Source organism: Truepera sp., from assembly GCA_032027045.1.
Classification (GTDB): domain Bacteria; phylum Deinococcota; class Deinococci; order Deinococcales; family Trueperaceae; genus JAAYYF01.
Map to the genome: position 1 here is coordinate 955,146 of JAVSMU010000001.1, position 21,429 is coordinate 976,574.

At 70.6% G+C, this 21,429-nt stretch carries 22 protein-coding genes; 5 read left to right on the top strand and 17 right to left on the bottom strand.

Annotation, left to right across the window (positions count from 1 at the left end):
* Positions 1 to 23: 23 nt before the first annotated feature.
* Genes ROY82_04255 through ROY82_04265 form a run of 3 tightly spaced genes read right to left on the bottom strand, consistent with a single transcriptional unit; the run spans position 24 to position 3,308 of the window.
* A complete protein-coding gene (locus tag ROY82_04255; protein ID MDT3681680.1) occupies positions 24 to 1,445 on the bottom strand; it encodes a Mur ligase family protein in 1,422 nt (473 codons plus the stop codon).
* Between the two features lie 14 nt (positions 1,446 to 1,459).
* On the bottom strand, positions 1,460 to 2,164 hold the full coding sequence (locus ROY82_04260; GenBank protein MDT3681681.1) for a DUF3108 domain-containing protein: 705 nt from the start codon (positions 2,162 to 2,164) through the stop codon (positions 1,460 to 1,462).
* A gap of 49 nt (positions 2,165 to 2,213) precedes the next feature.
* Positions 2,214 to 3,308 carry an HD domain-containing protein gene (locus ROY82_04265; GenBank protein ID MDT3681682.1) on the bottom strand — a complete coding sequence of 365 codons (1,095 nt, stop codon included), beginning with the start codon at positions 3,306 to 3,308 and terminating at the stop codon, positions 2,214 to 2,216.
* Positions 3,309 to 3,446: 138 nt separating this feature from the next.
* On the opposite strand from ROY82_04265, the gene serS reads away from it, so the two are divergent.
* Positions 3,447 to 4,727, top strand: coding sequence for a serine--tRNA ligase (gene serS, locus ROY82_04270; GenBank protein ID MDT3681683.1), 1,281 nt, complete (start codon positions 3,447 to 3,449; stop codon positions 4,725 to 4,727).
* 79 nt (positions 4,728 to 4,806) lie between these two features.
* On the opposite strand, the gene gatC is transcribed toward serS, so the two are convergent.
* The 8 genes from gatC to phoU all read right to left on the bottom strand — a co-directional run bounded on the left by gatC (position 4,807) and on the right by phoU (position 11,015).
* Positions 4,807 to 5,100: an Asp-tRNA(Asn)/Glu-tRNA(Gln) amidotransferase subunit GatC gene (gene gatC, locus ROY82_04275; GenBank protein MDT3681684.1), complete on the bottom strand. Its 294-nt coding sequence runs from the start codon at positions 5,098 to 5,100 to the stop codon at positions 4,807 to 4,809.
* A gap of 20 nt (positions 5,101 to 5,120) precedes the next feature.
* Positions 5,121 to 5,852 carry a DUF554 domain-containing protein gene (locus ROY82_04280; protein MDT3681685.1) on the bottom strand — a complete coding sequence of 244 codons (732 nt, stop codon included), beginning with the start codon at positions 5,850 to 5,852 and terminating at the stop codon, positions 5,121 to 5,123.
* The gene (locus tag ROY82_04285; GenBank protein ID MDT3681686.1) at positions 5,849 to 6,535 is read right to left on the bottom strand and encodes a hypothetical protein; all 687 of its coding nucleotides are present in this window, start codon (positions 6,533 to 6,535) and stop codon (positions 5,849 to 5,851) included. Before ROY82_04285 ends, ROY82_04280 begins: the two co-directional genes overlap by 4 nt.
* On the bottom strand, positions 6,525 to 7,424 hold the full coding sequence (locus tag ROY82_04290; GenBank protein MDT3681687.1) for a M15 family metallopeptidase: 900 nt from the start codon (positions 7,422 to 7,424) through the stop codon (positions 6,525 to 6,527). The genes ROY82_04285 and ROY82_04290 overlap by 11 nt, the downstream gene beginning before the upstream one ends.
* Positions 7,421 to 8,965, bottom strand: a complete 1,545-nt coding sequence (locus tag ROY82_04295; GenBank protein ID MDT3681688.1) for a hypothetical protein — start codon at positions 8,963 to 8,965, stop codon at positions 7,421 to 7,423. The genes ROY82_04290 and ROY82_04295 overlap by 4 nt, the downstream gene beginning before the upstream one ends.
* Positions 8,962 to 9,375, bottom strand: coding sequence for a FixH family protein (locus tag ROY82_04300; GenBank protein ID MDT3681689.1), 414 nt, complete (start codon positions 9,373 to 9,375; stop codon positions 8,962 to 8,964). Before ROY82_04300 ends, ROY82_04295 begins: the two co-directional genes overlap by 4 nt.
* 12 nt (positions 9,376 to 9,387) lie before the next feature.
* On the bottom strand, positions 9,388 to 10,290 hold the full coding sequence (locus ROY82_04305) for an N-acetylmuramoyl-L-alanine amidase (GenBank protein ID MDT3681690.1): 903 nt from the start codon (positions 10,288 to 10,290) through the stop codon (positions 9,388 to 9,390).
* Between the two features lie 71 nt (positions 10,291 to 10,361).
* Positions 10,362 to 11,015, bottom strand: coding sequence for a phosphate signaling complex protein PhoU (gene phoU, locus ROY82_04310; GenBank protein MDT3681691.1), 654 nt, complete (start codon positions 11,013 to 11,015; stop codon positions 10,362 to 10,364).
* Positions 11,016 to 11,197: 182 nt separating this feature from the next.
* On the opposite strand from phoU, the gene ROY82_04315 reads away from it, so the two are divergent.
* Both ROY82_04315 and ROY82_04320 read left to right on the top strand, forming a co-directional pair.
* Positions 11,198 to 11,866, top strand: coding sequence for a response regulator transcription factor (locus tag ROY82_04315; GenBank protein ID MDT3681692.1), 669 nt, complete (start codon positions 11,198 to 11,200; stop codon positions 11,864 to 11,866).
* The gene (locus tag ROY82_04320) at positions 11,867 to 12,835 is read left to right on the top strand and encodes a histidine kinase dimerization/phospho-acceptor domain-containing protein (GenBank protein ID MDT3681693.1); all 969 of its coding nucleotides are present in this window, start codon (positions 11,867 to 11,869) and stop codon (positions 12,833 to 12,835) included.
* 2 nt (positions 12,836 to 12,837) lie between these two features.
* On the opposite strand, the gene ROY82_04325 is transcribed toward ROY82_04320, so the two are convergent.
* Complete coding sequence (locus ROY82_04325; protein MDT3681694.1) at positions 12,838 to 13,653, bottom strand: hypothetical protein; 816 nt, start codon at positions 13,651 to 13,653, stop codon at positions 12,838 to 12,840.
* Between the two features lie 2 nt (positions 13,654 to 13,655).
* Positions 13,656 to 14,549 carry a glycosyltransferase family 2 protein gene (locus tag ROY82_04330; protein MDT3681695.1) on the bottom strand — a complete coding sequence of 298 codons (894 nt, stop codon included), beginning with the start codon at positions 14,547 to 14,549 and terminating at the stop codon, positions 13,656 to 13,658.
* A gap of 86 nt (positions 14,550 to 14,635) precedes the next feature.
* On the opposite strand from ROY82_04330, the gene ROY82_04335 reads away from it, so the two are divergent.
* Complete coding sequence (locus tag ROY82_04335; GenBank protein ID MDT3681696.1) at positions 14,636 to 15,568, top strand: patatin-like phospholipase family protein; 933 nt, start codon at positions 14,636 to 14,638, stop codon at positions 15,566 to 15,568.
* An 18-nt stretch (positions 15,569 to 15,586) separates the two neighbouring features.
* On the opposite strand, the gene rocF is transcribed toward ROY82_04335, so the two are convergent.
* Genes rocF through gnd form a run of 3 tightly spaced genes read right to left on the bottom strand, consistent with a single transcriptional unit; the run spans position 15,587 to position 18,966 of the window.
* Positions 15,587 to 16,480, bottom strand: coding sequence for an arginase (rocF, locus tag ROY82_04340; protein MDT3681697.1), 894 nt, complete (start codon positions 16,478 to 16,480; stop codon positions 15,587 to 15,589).
* A gap of 42 nt (positions 16,481 to 16,522) precedes the next feature.
* The gene (gene zwf / locus ROY82_04345; GenBank protein MDT3681698.1) at positions 16,523 to 18,064 is read right to left on the bottom strand and encodes a glucose-6-phosphate dehydrogenase; all 1,542 of its coding nucleotides are present in this window, start codon (positions 18,062 to 18,064) and stop codon (positions 16,523 to 16,525) included.
* On the bottom strand, positions 18,064 to 18,966 hold the full coding sequence (gnd, locus tag ROY82_04350; GenBank protein MDT3681699.1) for a decarboxylating 6-phosphogluconate dehydrogenase: 903 nt from the start codon (positions 18,964 to 18,966) through the stop codon (positions 18,064 to 18,066). Before gnd ends, zwf begins: the two co-directional genes overlap by 1 nt.
* Positions 18,967 to 19,122: 156 nt before the next feature.
* On the opposite strand from gnd, the gene tyrS reads away from it, so the two are divergent.
* A complete protein-coding gene (tyrS, locus tag ROY82_04355) occupies positions 19,123 to 20,376 on the top strand; it encodes a tyrosine--tRNA ligase (protein MDT3681700.1) in 1,254 nt (417 codons plus the stop codon).
* 69 nt (positions 20,377 to 20,445) lie between these two features.
* Here the strand turns inward: tyrS and pfkA are convergent, their stop codons facing one another.
* Positions 20,446 to 21,423: a 6-phosphofructokinase gene (gene pfkA, locus ROY82_04360; GenBank protein MDT3681701.1), complete on the bottom strand. Its 978-nt coding sequence runs from the start codon at positions 21,421 to 21,423 to the stop codon at positions 20,446 to 20,448.
* Positions 21,424 to 21,429: the final 6 nt, after the last annotated feature.

The window sequence follows — 21,429 nt, forward strand, 5'->3', positions numbered from 1 at the left end:
GCAGGAGCCTAGCCTGCAGGAGCCTAGCCTGCAGGAGCCTGGCCTGCAGGAGCCTGGCCTGGGGCCAGCTCCCACGGGTCGGCCAGGCGCGTTCCGCGCGCCCTCAACAGCGGCCTCACCAGCCCGGCGAGGTAGAGCGACCCGGCGACCAGCACGGTAGCGGCGTCGTCACCTCCCTGCTGGGCGCCGTCGCCTCCCTGGGTGGTGGCGGTGCCTCCCTGCTCGGCGGCGGTGGCGATGGCGGCATCGAGCGCCGCGGCTGTGTCTGCAACGAAGGTGCTGCCCGCCGGCGTCCACGCCGCCCCTTCGCCGGGGGCGGCCTCGGTGACCAGCACGGCTGCGGCGCCCACCAGCAGGCGCTCGAGCACCAGCGCGCCCTGCTTGCGCGCCAGCGCACCGAAGAGGAGAACGTACCCGGGCTGTACCTCGAGCGCGAGGCGCGCTGCGGCCGCGGGGTCGTGCGCCCCGTCCAGGACCACCATGACGTCGCGGCCATGGGGACCCGCGACCCGGAAGCGCTCAAGGCGTCCGGGCAGGGCCGGCGCCCTCAGCCCGGCGGCCACGGCGGCCTCGTCTACGCCCAGGAGCCGCAAAGCCGCGGCCGCCAGCCGGGCGTTGGCCCGGCGGTTGGCGTGGCGCTTCGCCACCCCCTGCGACGCTCCGGCGCGCAGCGCCAGCTCGATCTCGGCCGGCAGCGCGAAGAGGCCCGTCGGCGACGACCCGAGGGGCGCGTCCGGAAGGTCCGGCTGCGTGAACGGGTCGAGGTAGAAGGGAGCGCCGAGCGACTCGGCGACCTCCGCGGCGATCGCCACGACGCCGGGCTGCGTGGCCCCGCACACCACGGGCACGCCCTCCCGGAAGGCCCCTGCCTTGGAGCGAGCGATCAGCTCGAGGGTGGGGCCGAGCACTTCCATGTGATCGAGGTCGACGTTCGTGAGCACGGTGAGGGCTACGGGCTGGGTGGCGTGGGTGGCGTCATCGAGGCCCCCGACGCCGGCCTCGAGGACGCAACTCTCGACGCCGGTGCGTTCGAACTCCGTCAACGCCAGTGCCAGGGTCCAATCGAAGAACGCCGGGCGGGTCTCCTCCCCGAACGGCCACTCGTCGCTCAAGCGCTTCGCGGCCTGCACGAACCGGATCACCGCCGCCGGGTCGAGCGGCACGCCGTCAACCGCGACGCGCTCGCCGAACTCCTCCACGTGGGGGGAGAGGAAGCGGCCGGTGCGCCTGCCGGCCGCGCTCAGGCCCCGAGCCATCATCGTCGTCACGCTGCCCTTGCCGTTGGTGCCGACGACGACGGCCGTCTGGCGCGGGGCCGCCAGGCCCATGGCGCCGAGGAGACGGCGGGCGCGCTCGTCGCCGCGCGGCGCGCCGGCCCGCGTGCGTGAGAACAGCCAGGCGAGCGCGGCAGCGTGATCCTGGGAGAGTTGCCGCGCCGCGCTCACCACCACCGGTCTGCTCAGCTGCGGCGGCGTCTGCGGGGACGGCGCTTGGACGACCGCTCGCCCTTGCCCCTGCCTCCCCGCGAGCGGCGTTGCCCGCCCGCGGCGCCGAAGGGCTCCAGTGGGCCCTCGCTCGCGACGCGCACCAGCAGGGCGTCGACATGCCCCTCGGCCAGGCGTTGCGTGAGCTTGAGGATGTAGTGAGGCGCCTCTACGTCCACGTATACGACGCTCTGCCCCGGATGCAACAGGTACGCGCGGGCGCGCTTCTTGCCGAGCGCCGTGTCGAGCTCGACCGTACCCGCGAACTGCACGCTCACGTTCTTGCCGAGCATCGGGACCTCCGCCGGCTCGGTCGGCTCGTCCATGCTGCGCAGCTCGCGTAGCAGGCCGAGCGGGTCGCGGAACGGCAGGACGTAAGGCATGCTGGCCTGGTCCTTGGAGCCCTTAGCGGCCGTGACGAGCCCGGTCTGGGCGTCGAAGGTGACGTCGAAGGCGCGGTTGTCGTTGCGCTCCTGCGTCTCTTCCAAGTACCTCAGCGAGAAGAAGTGCTGCGCGTGGCTGCGGCTGCGCTGGACGACCGTCGCGTTCCCGAGCGGCCCGGAGAACTGCGAGCGCCCCTCGAGCTGCGCGTGCCTGCCCTGTTCCTCGGTCTTGAGAACTTGCGTGCCGGCGGGCTTCCCGCGGTACGTGAGGCGAAAGCTCATGACCTCGACCGACATGGCGCTAATCTACCACCCGGCGCGGGAGCTACCGGAGTAGCCCACGTGCCTAGAACGGCAAGTCGTCGTCGTTCAACCGACTCAGTTCCTGGGTGTTGCGCCCCTGCCTCAGTACGTTCATCAGTAGCGAGACGATGGCCGGGTCGAGGCTCTTGCCGGAGTGGGCCTCGAGCGCCTTCTCGACGTCGCGCAGCGGGAGGGCCTGGCCGCGCTCGCTGCTGAGCAGGTCGAACGTGTCGGCCACCGCCACTATCCTCGCCAGCAGCGGGATGTCCTCCTTGCGCAGGCCGTCGGGGAAGCCGGTCCCGTCCCACGCCTCGTGGTGGTGCCTGACGCCCTCCGCCGCCGGCGCCAGCAGCTCGGAGACGGCCACCATGTTGGCGCCGCGTTGAGGGTGCTCCAGATCCTCGATGCTGGGGTCCAGTCCGTTGCCCAGCTTGCCGATGTCGTGGAGCATGGCGGCGAAGTAGAGGTCGGCCAGCCGCGCCCTCGACAGGCCCATCGCCCTGCCCATGGCCAGGGCGTAGGCCGTGACGCGCTCGCCGTGCCCAAGCTGCGCGAAGTCCGACGACTCGAACGCCTGCACGAACGCCCGCGTGAACTGCACGAGGCTGAGCTTCGCCATCCGCAACTCGAGCGCCTGGCCGTGGGCGTCACCTAGGACCGCGGCCCAGCGGGCGGCCAGCTTGACGTCGTCGTCGTTGAAGGCGGGGCTCCCGTGGCGCTGTAAGACCAGGGCGCCATGCCGCTCGTAACGGCCGACGACCGGCACGACGAGAGCAGTGGTGGCCCCACGCATCCCCAGGTCGCCGTAGTTGGCACGCGCCTCGGGGTCGTTGCTGGTGAAGAGCTCCGCCACCAGGTTCGGGACCACTCGTGGCCCTACGCTGCGCCACGGGCCGTTGCCGGCGGGAAGGTCGAGCAGAGCGTCGTCGTAGCCCACCTGCGCCTCGAAGTGGTAGCCCGCCGTGTCGTCGCCGGCCACGACGTAGCCGCGAACGTCGCCGGCGAGGGCGTTCTTGAGCGCCTTCAAGACTTCCTCCGCCTGGGCTTTGGCGCCGCGGGCGCGGGTCAGCCCCTCGCTCACGCTGAGGGCGTCGGGCGCGGGGGCGCGGGCATCGGTCGCGAACAAGCGTTTGAACACTTCTCACCTATCGTCGGGCGGGCTTGGACCACGGTTCGCCCGGAACGTTCGTCGAGCATAACCGCACGCCGGTCGGGCGCGGTGCGAGGAACTGGTCATCTGCTCGGTCGGCACCCGAGCCTCGTTAGAATGGCCGGCATGCTCGAGCTGCGGTTCATACGAGAGAATGCGGCGGCCGTGCGGCGCGCCATAGAAGCCAAACGGATGCCCGACGCACTGGAGAAGCTCGACCGGCTCCTCGTGCTGGATGAGGAGTTCAGGGTCATGAAGCGCGAGCTCGAGGAGCTGCAGGCGGAACGGAACGCGGGCGCCCGGCTCGTGGGCCGGCTGAAGCGCGAGGGAGCCGATGCCGACGAGTCGATGGCCGCCATGGCCGCCCTGTCGGCCGACGTGAAGCGGTTGGAGGACCGCGAACGCTCGCTTCAGGCCCAACTCGACGAGCTCCTGCGCGAGATCCCGAACCCGCCGCATGAGAGCGTTCCCTACGGTGAGAGCGAGCACGACAGCGTCGTCGTCAAGGAGTGGGGAGCGAAGCGCGAGTTCGACTTCGCGCCCAAGCCGCACTGGGAGCTGCTGAGCGCTCGCGGCTGGGTCGACTTCGAGGCCGGCGTGAAGGTCACAGGTGCCGGCTTCCCGGTCTTCAAGGGCGTCGGTTCGCGGCTCGTGAGGGCGCTGCGCAGCTACTTCCTCGACACCCTGGTCGCTGCCGGTTACGTCGAGGTCGCGCCGCCGCTGATGGTGAACGCCGCGTCGGCGATGGGCACCGGCCAGCTCCCCGACAAGGAAGGGCAGATGTACGAGGTCACCGACGGCTTCTTCCTCATCCCCACCTCGGAGGTGCCGGTCACGAACCTGCACCGCGACGACATCCTGGCGCTCGAGTCGCTGCCCATCAAGTACACGGCGTTCACGCCGTGCTTCCGCCGCGAGGCCGGCAGCCACGGCAAGGACGTCCGCGGGCTGAACCGGATCCACCAGTTCGACAAGGTGGAGATGGTGCAGTTCGTGGCGCCCTCGGCTTCCTACGACGCTTTGGAGGAGATGACGCGCCAGGCGGAGGGCCTGATCGAGGGGCTCGGCCTGCCGTACCGGCGCCTGCTGCTCTGCACGGGAGACATGGGGTTCACCCAGGCCAAGACGTACGACCTCGAGCTCTGGAGCCCCGGTCAGGAGCGCTGGCTGGAGGTCTCGAGCGTGAGCAACATGGAGGCGTTCCAGGCGACGCGGCTCAAGACGCGCGCGCGGCCGGGCGGCGCCGCGGGCAAGGGCAAGACCGAGGCGGTGCACACGCTGAACGGCAGCGCGTTGGCGTTCCCCCGCACCATAGCGGCGCTGGTCGAGACGTACCAGGAGGAAGACGGCAGCGTACGCGTGCCCGAGCCGCTCAGGCCCTACCTGGGAACCGACCTCTTGCCGTAGCGCCAAGTCGCCATCTTCGACCCTCAGCGGTCTTGCCATCGCCCGCGGTCGTGGTGATCCAGCGCTTGGTGTTCAGCGCTCAGTCGTCGTCGACGGTGCGCGGCACCCTGAAGAAGCCGTCCTGTACGTTCGGCGCCAGGCCCAACGCCACCGAGGTGTCCAGTGACGGGGCGACCACGTCGGACCGTAACGCCCTCGTGGGGGCCAAGGGAGGCGTCCACTCGGGCTCCCCCTCCACGTCCACGGCCTGCAGCCTCTCGAGGTAGCCGATGAGCAGTTCGAGGTCCGCGGAGACCGCCTCGGCCTCGCCCGGCCCGAGCTCGAGGCGTGCCAGTCGCTGGAGGTGCTCCACCCGTTCGTCGCGCGCTTTCACGTCCCGAGATGCTAGCACGCTCACCAGAACAGGCCCGCCACCCAGTAGAAGAGTATCGCCAGCGGCAGGGCGGGCAACATGGCGGCGACCTTCAGGCGCTTGATCTCGAGGAGCCCGAGCCCCAGCGCGACGATCATGAGACCGCCCACCCCGTTCACCAGCAGCACGCGCGGGTCGGCCGCCGGGTTCGGGACGAGGCTCGCGAAGGCGCCCGCGGCCAGTGACAGCCCGCCCTGGTAGACGAGGATCACGAGCGTGGACGCCGCCACGCCGAAGCCGAGGCTGGTGGCGAGCGCGAGTGCCGAGAAGCCGTCCAGCGACGACTTCAGGACCAGGAACCCCGCCTCGCCGGTCAGCCCGTTCTGCACGCTGCCCAGTAGCGCCAGCGGCCCCACGCAGAAGAGGAGCGAGGCCGCCACGAAGCCTTCCGTGAAGCGCCCACGGCCGCGCAGTCGACGCTTCAAGACGTCACCGAAACGCTCCAGGGCGGGCTCTATGCGCCACCACTCGCCCAGGGCCGCCCCCACGGCCAGGGCCATCAGGCCGACGATCACGCCGGGAGGTTCGGTCACCTTCCCGAGGTCGAAGGCGTTCGCCACGCCGATGTAGAGGGTGACGAGCCCGATGGCCTGCATGACGGCCTCGGTCACGCGAGGGGGCAGTTTGCCCTGGAGCGCGAGGCCGATGGCGGAACCCACGAGCACCGTCGCGATGTTCAGGAGGGTGCCCCACGTCTGCTCGAAGAGCGTCACCCGCCGGTCTCCTCGCCCTTCCGCTCGCTCGGCTCGCCCTCGCTCGGCTCGCCCTCGGCCGGCGTCTTCCGCAGCACCAGTAAGGTGGTGATCACACCAACGAGCAGCGGCAGACCGACCAACCACACGAGCCAGGTCGAGAGCGACTTGGGCCCGATCGGGGTCGGCGGCAGTACGAAGTCGATTACGCCGTTGGGCGCACCGCCCACCACGAGTGAGACGTTCGCGACGGCCTCCTCGTCCATGAACGTGGTGTCGCGCACGCTCAGCGTGTACGCGCCGGCCGCCGGCGCCGTTATGCGGCCCAGGTAGGTGCCCTTGACAGGTGCCTCCGAGAAGCGCCCCGAACTCACGAGGGGCTCGGTGCTCAGGAACTCGGTCGCTTCGCTGCCGACCGCGCTCGCCGGCACTCCGGGCTCCCCGACGTCGACGTCGCGCAGCTCGATGCGCACGTGCGCCTTCTCCACCGGTGTGAGGAGGGTGTCCTCGAGGCGCAGGCGGATCTCGAGCTGTGCGCCGGGCAACGGGGGATCGGGCGAGAACTGCAGGTTACCGATCACGAGCGTGGCGTGGGCGCCGGCGGCCTGGAGCAGCGCCGGCCAGATGATCAGGAGGCCCAACGCCAATGCCTTGCCAACGGGCCGCGCAGCGTGGCCCGGCCGGCGTGGCCGCTCAGTCGTCATCTGCCGCCACCAGTAGGTTCCACAGGTACTCGCGCGGCGCGAGCCCCGACGCGTGGACGGCGGCGGCGAGCTCGCGCCCGAGGTAGCGGTAGTGCCACGGCTCGTACACGTAACACGTCACGTTCTCCTTGCCCGGCGGGTAGCTCATCACGAAGCCGAAGTGCCAGGCGTTGGCGGCCATCCAGGCGCCCTCCGGGGTACTCGCCCAGTCGTCCAAGTCCCAGGGCGGTGGACCACCGCGGGACTTGACGTCGAATACCGTGCCGAGCTGGTGCTCGGAGTGCCCGGCGCGGGCGCTCGACCTGAGGGCGGCGTCGTAGCCGTCCCTGGCGACCCAACCGTCGAAGACCGTGCGCTGATACTCGTAGGAACGATAGGCGGACTGGATCTCGAGCGGCGCCCCGGCGGCCTCGGCCGCCCTGACGAGCAGGACGAGGTCAGTTACCAGGACGGCCCGCAGCCTAGCGCCCTTGGGCGCGACGTAGGGCGCAACGCCGTCCAGCGCCGTGGCCAGGTCCACCAGGTCGGGGGGTGCGTAGTCGGCGGGAAGCATGAAACGGGTGTCGAGCACCGTGTAACGCCACTCGTCCAAGGCGGCGCGAGGCGCAGGCTCGTCGGCAACCGCGCAACTCGGGAGCGCCGGTGGCTGCGCTGCAGGGCTCATCGGTGGGTCCTCCTCGGGCGGCGGCTTGGGTGCGGGCGCGTGGGCGGTCGCGGCGGACGCTGGGGCCGCTGACCCTAAGGGTCCGGGGTCAGTGGCCTCGGGGGTTCCTCGGGCCCCGACGGCGCCCGCGCTGTCGCCTTCGCGCGGCCCGGCGGCCAGCACCGCCCAGACGGCGACCAGCGCGATGAGCGTCAAGCCCGCGGCGCGGCGCACCCTCTTCTTCACGGTAAGGGTCCGAGCACCGTGCCGCGCATCTCCATCGGCTGCGCCAGGATGAGGAGTTGGAGCGCCGTGAACGCTAGAACGTACAGGGCCATGGGCCACATGGCCAGCACCCAGTTGCGGGCGCCGAAATCGCGGCGCGCGATGCGCACGGCCGTCACGAGCCCCAGGGACATGTAGAGCGCGCCGATCCCGGCCTGGATGGGGAAGAGCCAGCGCGTGGGCACCATCTGCGCGAGCCGCCAGTTGGGATCCAGGGCGAAGCCGCGATACTCGAAGAAGTGCTGGAACACTGGCACCGCACTGAGCGCGCCCGTCAGGAAGTGGAAGACGTAGTGAGCGCCCCAGAAGCCGAAGCCGAGGGCCAGGGTCACGTAACCCCAGCGTTTCACCGCCGTGACGGCGCTCGTTCGCTTGCCGCCGAGCCTATCGGCGAGCACCGCCGCGCCCAGGGTCAACCCGGTACCCAGCAACGTGGCCAGCAGGTACACGGCGCTCAGGAGCAAGAACTCGTTGCGCGTGCCCAGTAGGTCTGCGAGACGCGCGGCGAACGCGTAGAAGGGCGTGATCATCGCCAGGGCGTTGACCACGCCCCAGATAGTGAGCAAGACGCCGAGCGCGGTTGCCGGGAGGCCGAAGCGCTTTGCCCACGGCTCTTTCGACAGTTCGCGGCCGGGGGCCCGGACGCTCAGGGCCACGTTGTCGTACGGGCAGGCCCTGACGCAGTTGAAGCAGTAGGTGCAGTCGAGGTTGGAGGTGATGGTCGGTACCAGGAGGTCGCTTTCACAGCCGGGGAAGAAGCCGGTGCCGTTGGGCGCGGTTATCTCGGCGAGGGGGATGAAGGCCGCCCTGCCGGCCCCAGCGGGCGCCGTCTCGTAGGTCTCGCGGCCGTGCAGGCACGGTTTATGTGCACAGGCGCGGCAGACGTCGGGGTCGACGGCCACCACTTGCGTGGGCGACACGGTGCTCAAGGCGAAGTTGAAGTTCCCCAGCGGGCACACGTAACGGCAGAAGGTGCCGGCTGGGAACAGTGTGTCGACGACCAGTGCGGCACCGAAGTAACCAATCACGAGCCACGCCGTCAGCCACGGGGAGGCCCAAAGGTCGAAGGCCTCGTAGGTGATGAAGTAGACCAGGGTGATCCCCAGCACCAACCACTTGTTGCGCAAGAAGCGCGGGAAGGTAAGGGAGTGGCCCAGCAGGCGCTTGAGGCCGCGCGACGCCCCCCGCGTGAGCATCAGCGGGCAGGCGGCGCAGAACGCGTTCCCGAACAGGGCGAGCGCCAGCACGACGAGCCCCCGGTAATGCAGCCAGGTGGCCGTCGTGGCCACGTTGCGAGGCGCCAGTTGCCGCCCGGTCAGCCCGTCGACGATCACGAAGAGCACCAACACGAGGAGGGGCAGCTGGAAGACCAGCCGGCCGTACTTCCAGCGTGCCAACCGCCTGAGGCCCGGCAGGCGGAACAGGTCGAGGCCACGTGGCTGGTCCACGAACGGCCCGCCGGCGCGGGCCGGGGACGTGCCGTGACCCGCCCGCGTGGTCACCGCGAGGCTACGGTCGTGAAGAGCTCCCCACGCGCCCTCGCGCCGGAAGCGGTGGTGACGTCGACCGTGATGATCCAATCACCAGCCATGCTGAACTCGAAGTCACCCGCCCGGTAGGTGCCCTCGCCTACTTCGGCCGCGGTGATGAGCACCGGTTGCATGCCGGCGTGCGTCATGTCGCCCGTGACCTTGACCGTGGCGCCCGTCACCGGGCCGGCGGGACCGGTAAGCTCCACCACCACGGGCACCGCACCCACCGTGGGCGCGCCGTCCAGGCGCACCGCGACGGCCAGGCTCGAGCTGCTGCTGGGCTTGGCCTCCGGCGGCCGGCAGGCCGTGATCATGAACGCTGCCAGTAGTGTGAGGGTGCTGAACAGGTACGGGGCGGCCGGGGACGAACGCTTGCGCATCGGTCCCGCAGACTACCACGCCTCTGGGACGCGTCCGACGGTTCGAAGGTACGCTAGGGCGCCGGCCTCGAGCGCGGCCGCCAGGCTGTCGGGAGCGGTGAGCAGGCGCCGGTCGCCGGGGTTGGACAGGTAACCGAGCTCGACCAGCAGTGCGGGCGTGCGCGGGGCCACGGCGTGCCTGAAGCGCCGGTCGTCGAAGGCGTAGTACTCGAACATGTTGCCGGAGACGTTGGCGTCATCGTCACGCAGCCCGGTGAGGGCGAAGACCGCACGGTCGACGCTCAGCTTCAGCAGTGCCTCGCCGGCGTTGCGTGCGGGCCAGAAGTGCGCGCTCTTGTAGCCGTTCCTGGAGGCGTCGGAGTTCGCGTCGGCGTGGACCGAGAGCACCAGGTCAGCGCGGTAGCCCGGCGGGATGGTGGCGGGCAGTACGTCGACTTCGGCGCCCCGCGCCCGCAACCGCGCGGCCAGGGCCTCGACGACGGCGGCGTTGACGTCCACCTCGTCAAGGCCCTCATAGTGAGCGCCCGTGCTGTAGCGGAGGTTGGCGAGCTCGGCCGGCTGGGAGCCCGCTGCCAGGTGGCCGACCTGCAGGCCGATGCGCACGGGCCCCCTTAGCCGGTTGGCGAGCCAGCGGATGGGCCCGGCGCGGTACACGCGCACGTAGTGCGAACGGGGCAGGGCGCGTTCGAGGCGGTGCCAGCCCGCGCTCAGGCCGCCGCCGACGGCCCCCACGACCCCACCACCGGTGCCGTCGACGGCGGCCCTCACGTTGAGGCCAAGTAGCACCACCAACGCCACCAGGAACCCGCGGCCCAGCAACCGGCGCCGCCTGCGCCGCCCACGCTCTGCGGCTACCTCCGGCGGGTCCTCGCCAGGCTCTCGGTGCCATCTGGGTTCGTCGCCGTCACCTTGCACGCGTCGATGCTACCCAGCGGCAGGGGTCCGCTCAAGCAGCGACGCTCCACGCACCGGCGGCGTGCGAAACGTCACAAGCGGACGGCCTCGAGCCAGAAGATGATGTGCTCGTTCACGTTCTCGAGGTGATCGCCGAGGCGCTCCAGGTACCGCGCCACAGCCGCCAGGTCGCTGGCGCGGCCGATCGTGCTCGTGTCCGCCAGCATGTAGGTGAGGAGTTCGCGCTGTATCTGGTCGTAGAGGTCGTCGATCTCCGAGTCGAGCGCGTGGGCGCGCCTGGCCGCCGCCGCGTCGCCCTCGGCGAAGGCCTTCGTGGTGGTGTCGATCATGACGAACAGCACCTCGAAGATCCGCTGCATGTCGAGGTACTTCTTTATCGGAGGCTGCTGAGCCAAGCGCTCGCCCACCGAGGCGACGTGCTCCGCGTAATCGCCGGCGCGCTCGATGTCGGCGAGGGCCTGCAGCGCGGCCCCGAGGAAACGCAGGTCGCGGGCCGCCGGCTGGCGCCGCGCGATGACGGTAAGGATCCGCATCTCGAGGCTCGCCTGGATGGCGTCGATCTCGGCGTCCAACTTGGCGCAGTGCGCCGCCGCGCCGGGCTCGGCCTCGATGAGGGCCCGCCGGGCCCACTCGCAACTCTCGCGAACGAGGCTCAGCATGCGCACGAGGTCGCCGGTTATCGCCTGGAGGTCGAGTTCGAGTGGCGTGGCTGTCGAGTCCGTCATCTGGCTCCCAAGCGTAGCGCGTCGCGGGGGCGCCTGGGGGCGAGCCGGCAGCGGGCCGCGCCCGGGAACTCAGCAGCGAGGGGTCCAGCGCGACCGCTGAGCGCCACATGCCGCCGCTAGAATGGCGGCATGTGGCGCAAGGCCCCGAGGGCCGCCCAACCTCTGGCGAGAACGGGTCTCGCGTGAGCAGCTCCGTCGTCTTGGTGATAGAGGACGACGATGCCTTGCGTGAGGTGATCGCCTTCCACCTCGCCGCCGCCGGCTTCCGGGTCAGCGAGGCCGCGACCGCGAGCGCCGGGTGGGAGAGCGTCCCCACGGCGTCGCTCGTCGTGCTCGACTGGATGCTTCCCGACGAGAGCGGGTTGAGCTTCCTCCGCCGCCTGCGGACGTCCGCCGCCGCCAAGCTGCCGGTGCTCATGCTCACGGCGCGGGCGCGTGAGGCGGAGCGCGTCGAGGGGCTCGAAGCGGGCGCCGACGACTACCTCACCAAGCCGTTCTCCGCCGCCGAGTTCGTGGCCCGCGTCAGGGCGTTGCTGCGGCGCGTCGAGCCGGCGAGGCGCGTGGTGGTCGGTGCGTTGGTCGTCGATCTCGACGCCCGTGAGGCGTCGTGGCGCGGCGAGAAGTGCGACCTGACGCGGCGGGAGTTCGAGCTCCTGCGCTTCCTCGCGGCCAACCCGGGGCGCGTCTACGACCGCTTCGAGCTCCTGGACAGGGTCTGGGGCCCTGAGTTCGAGGGCACCGGCCGCACCGTCGATCAGCACGTCGCCCAACTGCGCAGAGCCACCGCCGATGAGGTGGTCGTGACGGTCCGCGGGCTCGGCTATCGCCTGGGCGACCTCGAGGAGCGCTGAGTGGAGCGCACTGGAACGGGCTGGTGGGACTTCCTCACGGAGGGCGTCGTGCTGCTGGAGGGCGACCGGGTGCTCGAACTGAACCGCGCCGCCGCCGCCCTCCTCGACGTAGACCCGGTGAGGGCCCGGGGGGCGGTGGCCATATCCGTGCTGCGCGACCACCGACTCGAAGAGATGTGGCGCTCTGGTTCGAGCGGCGAACTGCACCTGCGCACGCGCACCGTGGCCGTCACGGTCACGCCGTTCGGCCTGATCCTTCACGACAAGACGGAGTTGAGAGGCGAGCAGGAGGCCGCCCGTGAACTGCTCGCCGTCCTCTCGCACGAGCTGCGCACGCCGGTCAGCACCATGAGGGGCGTGATCGAGGCCCTCGAGGCCGGCTCCAGCGGCGCTCCCGGACCGACGGCCGGGGAGGCGCGCCGTTTCCTCGCCCGCGCCCGCTCGGAAGCGGAGCGCCTCACGCGGCTGCTGGACGACCTCACCGTCGAGGCGCGGCCGCCGCGCGAGCGCAGCGTTCCGGTGGCGCCGGTCGTGAGCCGCGCCATCACCCTCATGCAACCGCAGTTGCAGCTAAGTGGCGCGACCGTCACCACCGAGGTCGGCGACCTGGTGGCTTGGGTGGACGAGGACAAGTTGCTGCAAGTGATCGTCAACCTCCTCGAGAACGCCGCCGTGCACGGTCCGGCTGGGGGGCGCGTGGTGGTCGCCGCCTGGCGTGACGGCGGCGTGGGGCGCCTGGAGATCCGCGACGACGGGCCACCGCTGGCTGCCGCTGTCGTCCCGGGGCTGTTCGCGCCGCACGCCCAGGGTGGCTCCAAGGCCAGGGGCGCCGGGCTCGGCCTGCATATCGTCAGCTCGATCGCGAAGCGCTGGGGCGGCGAGGCGTGGGGCGGACCTTACCCGGCACCGGGAGCGGCCGCCCGTGGCAACGCCTTCGGAGTGTCCCTTCCGTTGCCGCCCCGCGGCTGAATTCAGCCGTTGGGGTCCTCATGCCTGAAGTGCGGAACCGGGAGCTCGCCGCGCTTGCGCGGGGGCCGCTGCCGCTCGCTCGTCAGGAAGACGTCGTCTGGCGCCGGAGGAGCGAGGGTTGCGCGTGGGTCACGGCGCCCCAGGGCGCTCTTGGTATCGGGCGCGATGCGCGAGTGCGGGAAGGCAGCGCCGTACCAGCGGGGTGCGATCAGGTAAAGCGCGACGGCCGCCACCAACAACCCCCACGGCCAGCGACTGCTGGACTCGACCAGGCCGGCGAGGCTCACCTCACCGTCACGCAGCGTGAGCCACGCGACCCCGCCGGTGCCCCACGTCAGTGTCCGCGCCATCACCATGTCGAAGGGACCGGCCCAACGTGCCAGGCGTGGCGACGGGTAGATGGCGAGCCAGCCCAGCACGACCAGCTCGAAGGCGAAGAGGGCCTCTGCCGGCCCCGGGAACTCGCCACCGGCAGTCGCCGCCGCGAAGAGCGCCCCGGCGAACAGCCCCACGCTGGGGCCGAACGCGAGCGCGACCACGTAGAGCGGCACGCGGGCGAGGGCGCGGAGCAGTCCTGCGGGCCAGTGCGCCGTGGCGGCGCCACCGAGCCACTCCGCCGCAACGGCGAGTAGGAAGCCGAGCAGCACGGCGCCGAGCACGCGTAACGCCAGGCGTGGACGGAAGAGGACCAGCACGTCACCGCGCAGTAGTCCGGTGACGAGGGAGACGAGGGCGAGCAGGAGTCCGGCGCAGGCCGAGTAGAAGACCACGGGGTCGGCCGCCAACCGTTGCCAGGTGAGCGGTTCGCTGCCGATCATGATCACCATTCGGGCCTGTCGTCGAGGGTCGCACCGAACGGGCTGGTGCTCAGGTCGCCCGTGCGCGCCATGCGCAGGAGCTCCGCCTGGGCCGCCCGCTCGCCGGGGCTTCGCCCCAGGACGCTGCGGCCGGCCGCCTCGAGGCCGACCAACCCGCGCTGCAACGCGTAGAGAGCGGCCGGGTAGTGACGCCGACCGACGATCAGCCCGCCCCGTCGCCCCTCGACGCCGAACGCGGGGTGAGCAGGCGTGGAGCTGCCACCCAGGTGCACCACGGGCGAGTCGACCAGGAGGCTGTGGCGCCCGGTCGCGGCCAGCCGGAGGCCGAAGTCCAGGTCCTCGTTCCAGAAGCGGAAGGTCTCGTCGTAGCCTCCCAGCGCGAGCCAATCGGCGCGCCTGATCAGGTGCAAGCAGCCCGACAGCCAGGGCACCACCACGCTCGCCGGCCCTCTCGAACCGCGGGTGGCCTGAGCGCGGCGGGCCAGGGCCCGGTAGTGCCGCCCGTACCAGACCCCGAGGGACTGCGGTCTTCCGCTCTCGTCCTTGGGCAGTGGCCCGGCGGCGCCGGCGCCCGGGTCACTCGCCAGCGCACCCGTCAGGTCGGTGAACGTGCGCGCGCTCACCATGACGTCGGCGTTCATCAGCGCCAGGTAATCGGTGTCCGCGTCGGCCAGGCCCGTGTTCACCGCATGGGCGTAGGAGTGGTTGGCACACGGCACGTAGGTGACCGCCCCGTAGGCGACCGCGATCTCGCGCTCGAACGTAGCGGTAGGGTCCGTGTCGACCAGCCTCACGTCGGCATGCGGGGCGGCCGCCAGCACGAGGCCCAGGCACTCGAGCGTCAGCTTGGGCGTGCGGTAGTTGACGACCGCTACCGCCAGGCGCGTTTCAGCCATGCTGAACAGCATGCCACGAGCGGACGGCCGTCACCGCCGCCTCGCGGCGGCACATGCGTCTCATGCGCGAGGAAGTAACATGCTTCGTGCCAAGTCCCGACCCTCTCCACCGCTCCTCGCGCGAGCTCCTCGATCGCCCCCCTCGCCTGGGCGTGGCGCTCGGCGGCGGCAGCGCCCGCGGTTACGCTCACTTAGGCGCCCTAGCCAGCCTGGAGCGCAACGGCCTCGTTCCCGACGTCATCGCCGGCACCAGCTTCGGGGCGGTCGTCGGCGCGCTCTACGCCACCGGCAGGCCCCTGCCCGAGCTCCTCGAGCAGGCCGAGGCCATGCGCAGGCGCGACGTGTTTCCCTACGTGGCCGACTTCGGCCTTCACCGAGCGGCCCTGTTCCGCGGCAGGCGCCTCGAGGCGTTCTTCGACCGCTTGCTGGAGGGCCGTGACTTCGACGACCTACAGAAGCGCCTGGTGGTCGTCACCACCGACATCGATTCGGGGGAGACCGTTCTCCTGCAGCGCGGCCCGCTGGCGCTCGCCCTGCGCGCCAGCACTGCTATCCCAGGAGTCTTCGCCCCCGCGATCGTGGACGGTCGGCGGCTCATCGATGGCGGCATCGGTTCGCCGGTGCCGCTGAGCACGCTCGACGATCTCGAGGTAGACGTAGCCATCGGCATCGGCGCGGGCATGGAGGCGGCCGACTCCAGCGCCATCCGGCTGGCGCGGCGCATCCTCGCCTCGGACGGCGCTCAGCGCTGGCAGTCGCGTGCAGCAAGCGCGACTCCGAAGGGTGCCTTCGGGCGCCTGGGCCGGGCCCTGGCCTTCGCGGCCGGCGGTTGGGCGGTTGCAGGCGGAGAGAACCACGACCCGGAGCCAGAAGGGCAGACCTGCCGGCATTTCGAGGTGCACACCCGGCCGCCCATCCACTGGCTGAACTTCAACCGCGCGGGTGAGGCCATCCGCGCCGGCGACGCGGCGCTGAGCCGACTGATGCCCACGCTGCAACTCGCCATGGCGCAAGTCTGAGCCCGCGCTCGGGCACGGTCAGAGGATCCGCTTACCCAGCAAGCTGGCCGCCATCTCCACCAAGATGGCGGCCGTCTCGTTGGCCCTGTCGACGATGGGGTTGACCTCGACCAGGTCGAGGCTCGTCACCCGCTCGGAGTCGGCCAGCAGTTCCATGAGCAGGTGCGCCTCGCGGTACGAGAGGCCGCCGGGCTCGGGGGTCCCGACCCCGGGCGCGATGCTCGGGTCGAGGGCATCGGCGTCGAAGGACACGTGGAGGCGCTCCAGGCGCCCCAGCTGTTCCAGGGCCGCGGACGCCAGGTACGCGACGCCGTGCAGGTCGACGTCCTTCATCGTGAAGGCCGTGACGCCGAGTTCCGCCAGGAGCTGGCGTTCGCCGGGATCCACGCTGCGAAGCCCGAAGTAGACCACGTGCTCGGGTCTGACCACGGCCCCACCGCCCCACATGGACGTGAAGCGTTCGTCGCCCAGCCCCAGCAGGTGTGCCACCGGCATGCCATGGACGTTGCCCGACGGGCTGGTGGCCGGGGTGTTGATGTCGGCGTGGGCGTCGACCCATAGGAGGCCGGTGTCGTGACCGTGGCTGAGCCCCGCCACCGTGCCCATGCTGATCGAGTGATCGCCACCGAGCGTGACCACGAAGTCGCTGGCCGGCAGGCCCCTCAGCGTGCGCAGAACGGTGGTGCACGTGGCGGCTATCGCGTCCGCGTGGTGCGGCCCGGCCAGGGACGGTAGGTGCTCGGAGGCCTCGGCGAGCGGCGTGTCGACGTTGCCCAGGTCGACGACCTCGAGGCTCAACTCCCGCAGGGCCGGGGCCAATCGGGCGAGGCGCAGGGCGCTCGGGCCCATGTCTACACCGCGGCGGCCCGCTCCTAAGTCCATGGGCACGCCCAATACTTTGACTTTCCGCATGTGGGTCACGCTAGCATGGGCGCCCCGCAAGCACGGGCCCGGTCAGCGCTTGACGCCGGCGGGCCGCTTCCAACTCCGGCCGGCTTCCTCGAGGAGCGCGTAGGCGGCGTGCGGACCCATGCCCCCCGCCTCGTAGAACTCGGGCGTGGGTTTGCGGAAGTCGATGTAATCGATGATCGGGTCGATTATCCGCCACTGCGCCTCGACCTCGTCGGCACGCATGAACAGCGTCGGGTCGCCCTCCATGACGTCGAGCAGGAGCGTCTCGTAGGCCTCCGGGACGCTGCCCTCGAAGCTGGTCTGATAGGTGAAGTCGAGGCCGATCCGGTCCAGCTCGACCCGCTGCCCCGGCCGCTTGCCGTTGAAGCGGATGGTCATGCCCTCGTTCGGGACGATGCGCAAGACGAGCCGGTCCGTGTTGACGGGAGCCGACAGCTTGAAGGGCACGTGCGGGGGCGCCTTGTACTGCAGCACTATCTCGCTCGCCTTGGCCTCGAGGCGCTTGCCGGAGCGCAGGTAGAAGGGCACTCCGGCCCAACGCCAGTTCTCGACGTTGAGCTGCATGGCGGCGAACGTGGCCTGCTTGGAGCTGGGGTCGACCTCCGGCTCCTGCCTGTAACCCACCATGCCGTTGCCGCTGACGTACTGGCCCAGAACGGTTGACTCGGGGTGAGGGCAGGCAACCGCGCTGAAGAGCTTGACCTTCTCGTCGCGCACGTTGCGCGCGTCGAACCGGACGGGCGGCTCCATGGCCACGAGCGCGAGGAGCTGCAGGAGGTGGTTCTGGAAGACGTCGCGGAGTACCCCGGCGGCCTCGTAGAACTCGCCGCGGCCCTCGACGCCCATCGGCTCGATCATCGTTATCTGAACGTGGTCTATGAACCGGTTGTTCCAGATGGGCTCGAACATGGTGTTCGCGAAGCGCAAGACGCCCAGGTTCTGGGCGGTCTCCTTCGCCAGGTAGTGGTCGATCCGGTAGATCTGCTTCTCGTCGAAGTGCTTCAGCAGCTCGGCGTTCAGCGCCTTGGCCGAGTCCTCGTCCTCGCCGAAGGGCTTCTCTACGACCAGCCGCGTGAACTTGCCGTCGGAGGCGGGCTTGGTCAGCCCGGCCTCCTCGAGCGACCTGGCTATGCGGCTGTAGACCTCTGGAGGCGTTGCCATGTAGAACACGGTTCCGGGCAGGTCCAGATCGTGCAGCTTTGCCGCTAGCTTCACGAAGCCGTCGTCGCTCTGGTAATCGCCCTGGACGTAGGTCATGCGAGACGCCAGGGCGTCCCAGGCGGCTTGGTCGATGTCCGGCAGTTCCTTGGCGATCTCCTGCCCCAGCAGGTCGCGCATGCCGTCGTCCGTCAGGTCGCGGCGGGCATGGCCGATGATGACGCTGTGCTCGTTGAGCTCGCCCTTGACGTGGAGCTGATAGAGGGCGGGGATCAGCTTGCGGGCGGTCAGGTCGCCGGTGACGCCGAAGATCACGAACGCGCAGGCGGGAGCGGGCCGGGAGAGCGCCACCGTGTCCGGCGCTCCCGGTTCCGCCAGGCGCTCCCTCCTTCTGGCGTCAGGCTCGCCCTTCGCGGCGCTGCTCATCAGCCGGCCTTCTTGGTCTTGTGGCCGCCGAACTGGTGGCGCAGCGCCGCTATGGCCCTGTTCGAGAAGGCGTCCTTCTCGCGGCTGGCGAAGCGCGCGTAGAGGGCGGCCGTCACCGCCGGCATCGGGACGGCGTTGGCCACGGCGAAGTCGACGGTCCAACGACCCATGCCGCTGTCGGCCACGTAGCCCTCGAGGTGCTCCAGGCGCGGGTCGTCGTGAAGGGCGTGCGCGAGGAGCTCCAGCAGCCACGACCGCACGACGGCCCCGTGGCCCCACAGGTCGGCTATGGCCGGCAGGTCGAGGTCGTGATGCGGGTACGTGGCCAGCGCCTCGAACCCCTCGCCGTACGCCTGCAGCATGCCGTACTCGATGCCGTTATGGATCATCTTGACGAAGTGACCGGTGCCCTCTGGGCCGACATGGGCCAGCCCCCCCTCGGGGGCGAGCGTCTCGAGGATGGGTTTGGCGATCTCGAACGCCTCGTCTTTACCGCCGACCATCAGGCAGTAGCCTTCTTCGAGCCCCCACACGCCGCCCGAGACGCCGGCATCGAGCCACAACACGCCCGCCTTCTCGGCCTGGGCGGCGCGGCGCTGCGAGTCCTCCCAGTTGGAGTTGGCGCCGTCGACGAGGACGTCCCCGGGCGAGAGTGCGGAGAGGGCCTGCTGGACCACCTGCTCGGTGGCGTCGCCCGAGGGCACCATGCACCACACCACGCGCGGGGCCTTCAGCTGAGCAACGGCCTCGGCCACGCTCGCTGCGCCGCGGGCGCCTTCCTCTACGAGTTCCTGGACCGGCGCAGCGGCCAGGTCCGTCACCACGGGTGCGTGTCCGCCCTGCATCAGCCGGCGACTCATGTCGGCGCCCATACGTCCAAGTCCGACGATCGCGAGTTCCATGAGGTACCTCCTAGCGCGCCCTTCCCGGCGCGCACCGCCTTTGATGCTAGCAGGGGAGCGTGATAAACTGCGCGCCGTTGACGCACGCCGGTCTCGTGGGGGACGCTTTAGCGGCGCACCGAGCCGCGCGACACCTCACCGAGGGTGGAGGCACGAGTGAAGCTCGAAACAGGGACCGTGGACGGGGCAGGTGAGCAGGTAGCGAACCCGCATGCCGCGGCACTCGAACTACTGCAGCGTGGCGCCGAGCAGATCGTGCCCGCGGGCGGGCTCGAGGAGAAGCTGAAGCTGGCGGCCGAGGAGGGTCGGCAGCTGCGCGCCAAGCTGGGGGTCGACCCTTCCAGCGCCGACCTGCACGTCGGCCACGCCGTGGTGCTCCGCAAGCTGCGCCAGTTCCAGGACCTTGGGCACAAGGTGGTGCTCATCGTCGGCGACTTCACGGGCATGATCGGCGACCCTTCGGGCCGCAACAAGACGCGTCCCGTCCTCACGCTCGAGGAGACGCGCCGCAACGGCGAGACCTACGTGGCGCAGGCCACGCGGATCCTCGACACCGACCCCGACAAGCTCGAGATCAGGCACAACAGCGAGTGGCTGGAGCCCCTCGGCTTCGCCGACGTGGTCCGGCTCGCCTCCAACTACACGGTGGCGCGGATGCTGGAGCGCGACGACTTCACGAAGCGGTTCCAGAGCGGCGTGCCCATCTCGGTGCACGAGTTCCTCTACCCGCTGGCGCAGGCCTACGACTCGGTGGCGATCCGGGCGGACGTCGAACTGGGAGGCACCGACCAGCTCTTCAACCTGCTGGTCGGCCGCGACGTGCAGCGCGCCTACGGCCAGGAGCCGCAGGTGGCCCTCACGACGCCCCTGTTGGTGGGGCTCGACGGGTCCGAGAAGATGTCGAAGTCGCTCGGCAACTACATCGGCATCGCGGGGCCGCCCGAGGTCATGTTCAAGAAGGCGATGCAGGTCACGGATCCGCTGCTGGTGCAGTACGCCGAGCTGTGCACCGATCTCGATCCGGAGGTGGTGCGCGCCCAGCTCGCTGCGGACCCGGTGGGAGCCCACCGCACCTTCGCCAGGGCCCTCGTGAGCATCTATCACGGTGCCGATCAGGTGGGCCCGGCGGAACGGCGCTACGACGAGGTTGCCAAGGGCCACATTCCGGATGACGTGACCGAGGTGGCCGTGGCCGCCGACGAGTTCGACGAGGGCGGCGTGGGGGTTCTCCGCCTGGCCGTCCTAGCCGGGCTGGCGGCGTCCAATGGCGAGGCGCGCCGCCTCGTCTCGAACCGCGGCTTGCGCCTCGACGGGCAGCCCGTGACCGATCCACAGGCGCGCTTGGGCCTCGAGCAGCCCGTCGTGCTCCAGCGTGGCAAGGACGCGTTCGTGAGGGTGCGCCGGGCGTGAGCCCCACCCGGCGCGGTCCCGGGGGCGCAACCTGCGCTTAGGGCCCCGCTCTGCGAGGGCTTCTCGACCTCAGACGGCGAGGACGTAGGCGATCTCGAGGAGTTCGCGGTCTATGTCCTTCGGGTACTTTTCGAGCTCCATGAACGGGATCTTGACGACCTCGCGCCTGTTGGTGCCCACCATCACGCCCCGGTGGCCGGCGACCAGCGTGCGCACGGAGTGGTAGCCGAGACGCGAAGCGAGGACGCGGTCGCGGGCGTTCGGGCTGCCGCCGCGCTGCGTGTGGCCCAGGATGACGGTGCGCACGTCGTAGCCGCACGAGTCCTCGATGGCCTTCTGCAGGCCGACCGCACCGCCGTCGAACGCCCCCTCCGCCACCACGACGATGCTGGACGTCTTGCCCCGCTCCTCCGCCCGCTGGAGGAGGTCGACCACCTCGTCCGACCCGACGGGCGCTTCGGGTACGAGGATCACCTCGGCGCCCCCGGCCACCCCCACGGCCAGGGCGATGTGGCCGGCGCGGCGCCCCATCACCTCGATGAGGAAGAGGCGGTCGTGACTGGCGGCCGTGTCGCGCAGGCGGTCGACGGCGTCGAGCGCCACGTCCAGCGCGGTGCTGAAGCCGATGGAGACGTCGGTGCCGTTGATGTCGTTGTCGATGGTCGCCGGGATGCCGACGGTGGCGACCCCCTGCTCCTCATGGATGAGTTGAGCGCCCCTGAAGCTGCCGTCGCCGCCGATGACGACGAGCCCGTCGACGGCGTGGCGCCTCAAGGTGTCGGCCGCCACCGCCCGGCCTTCGGGGGTGTAGAACGCCTCACAGCGCGCCGTGCGCAAGACGGTGCCCCCACGCTGCAAGATGTTGGCCACCGCGCGCGGGCCGAGTTCGGCCATGTCGTCCTCGACGAGGCCCTCGAAACCGCGCTGGATGCCGCTGACCCTGATGTCGCCGTGGACGGCCGTACGAACGACCGCGCGGATGGCGGCGTTCATGCCCGGCGCGTCCCCCCCGCTGGTAAGCACGGCGATATGTTTGACGACGTTCACGAGCAC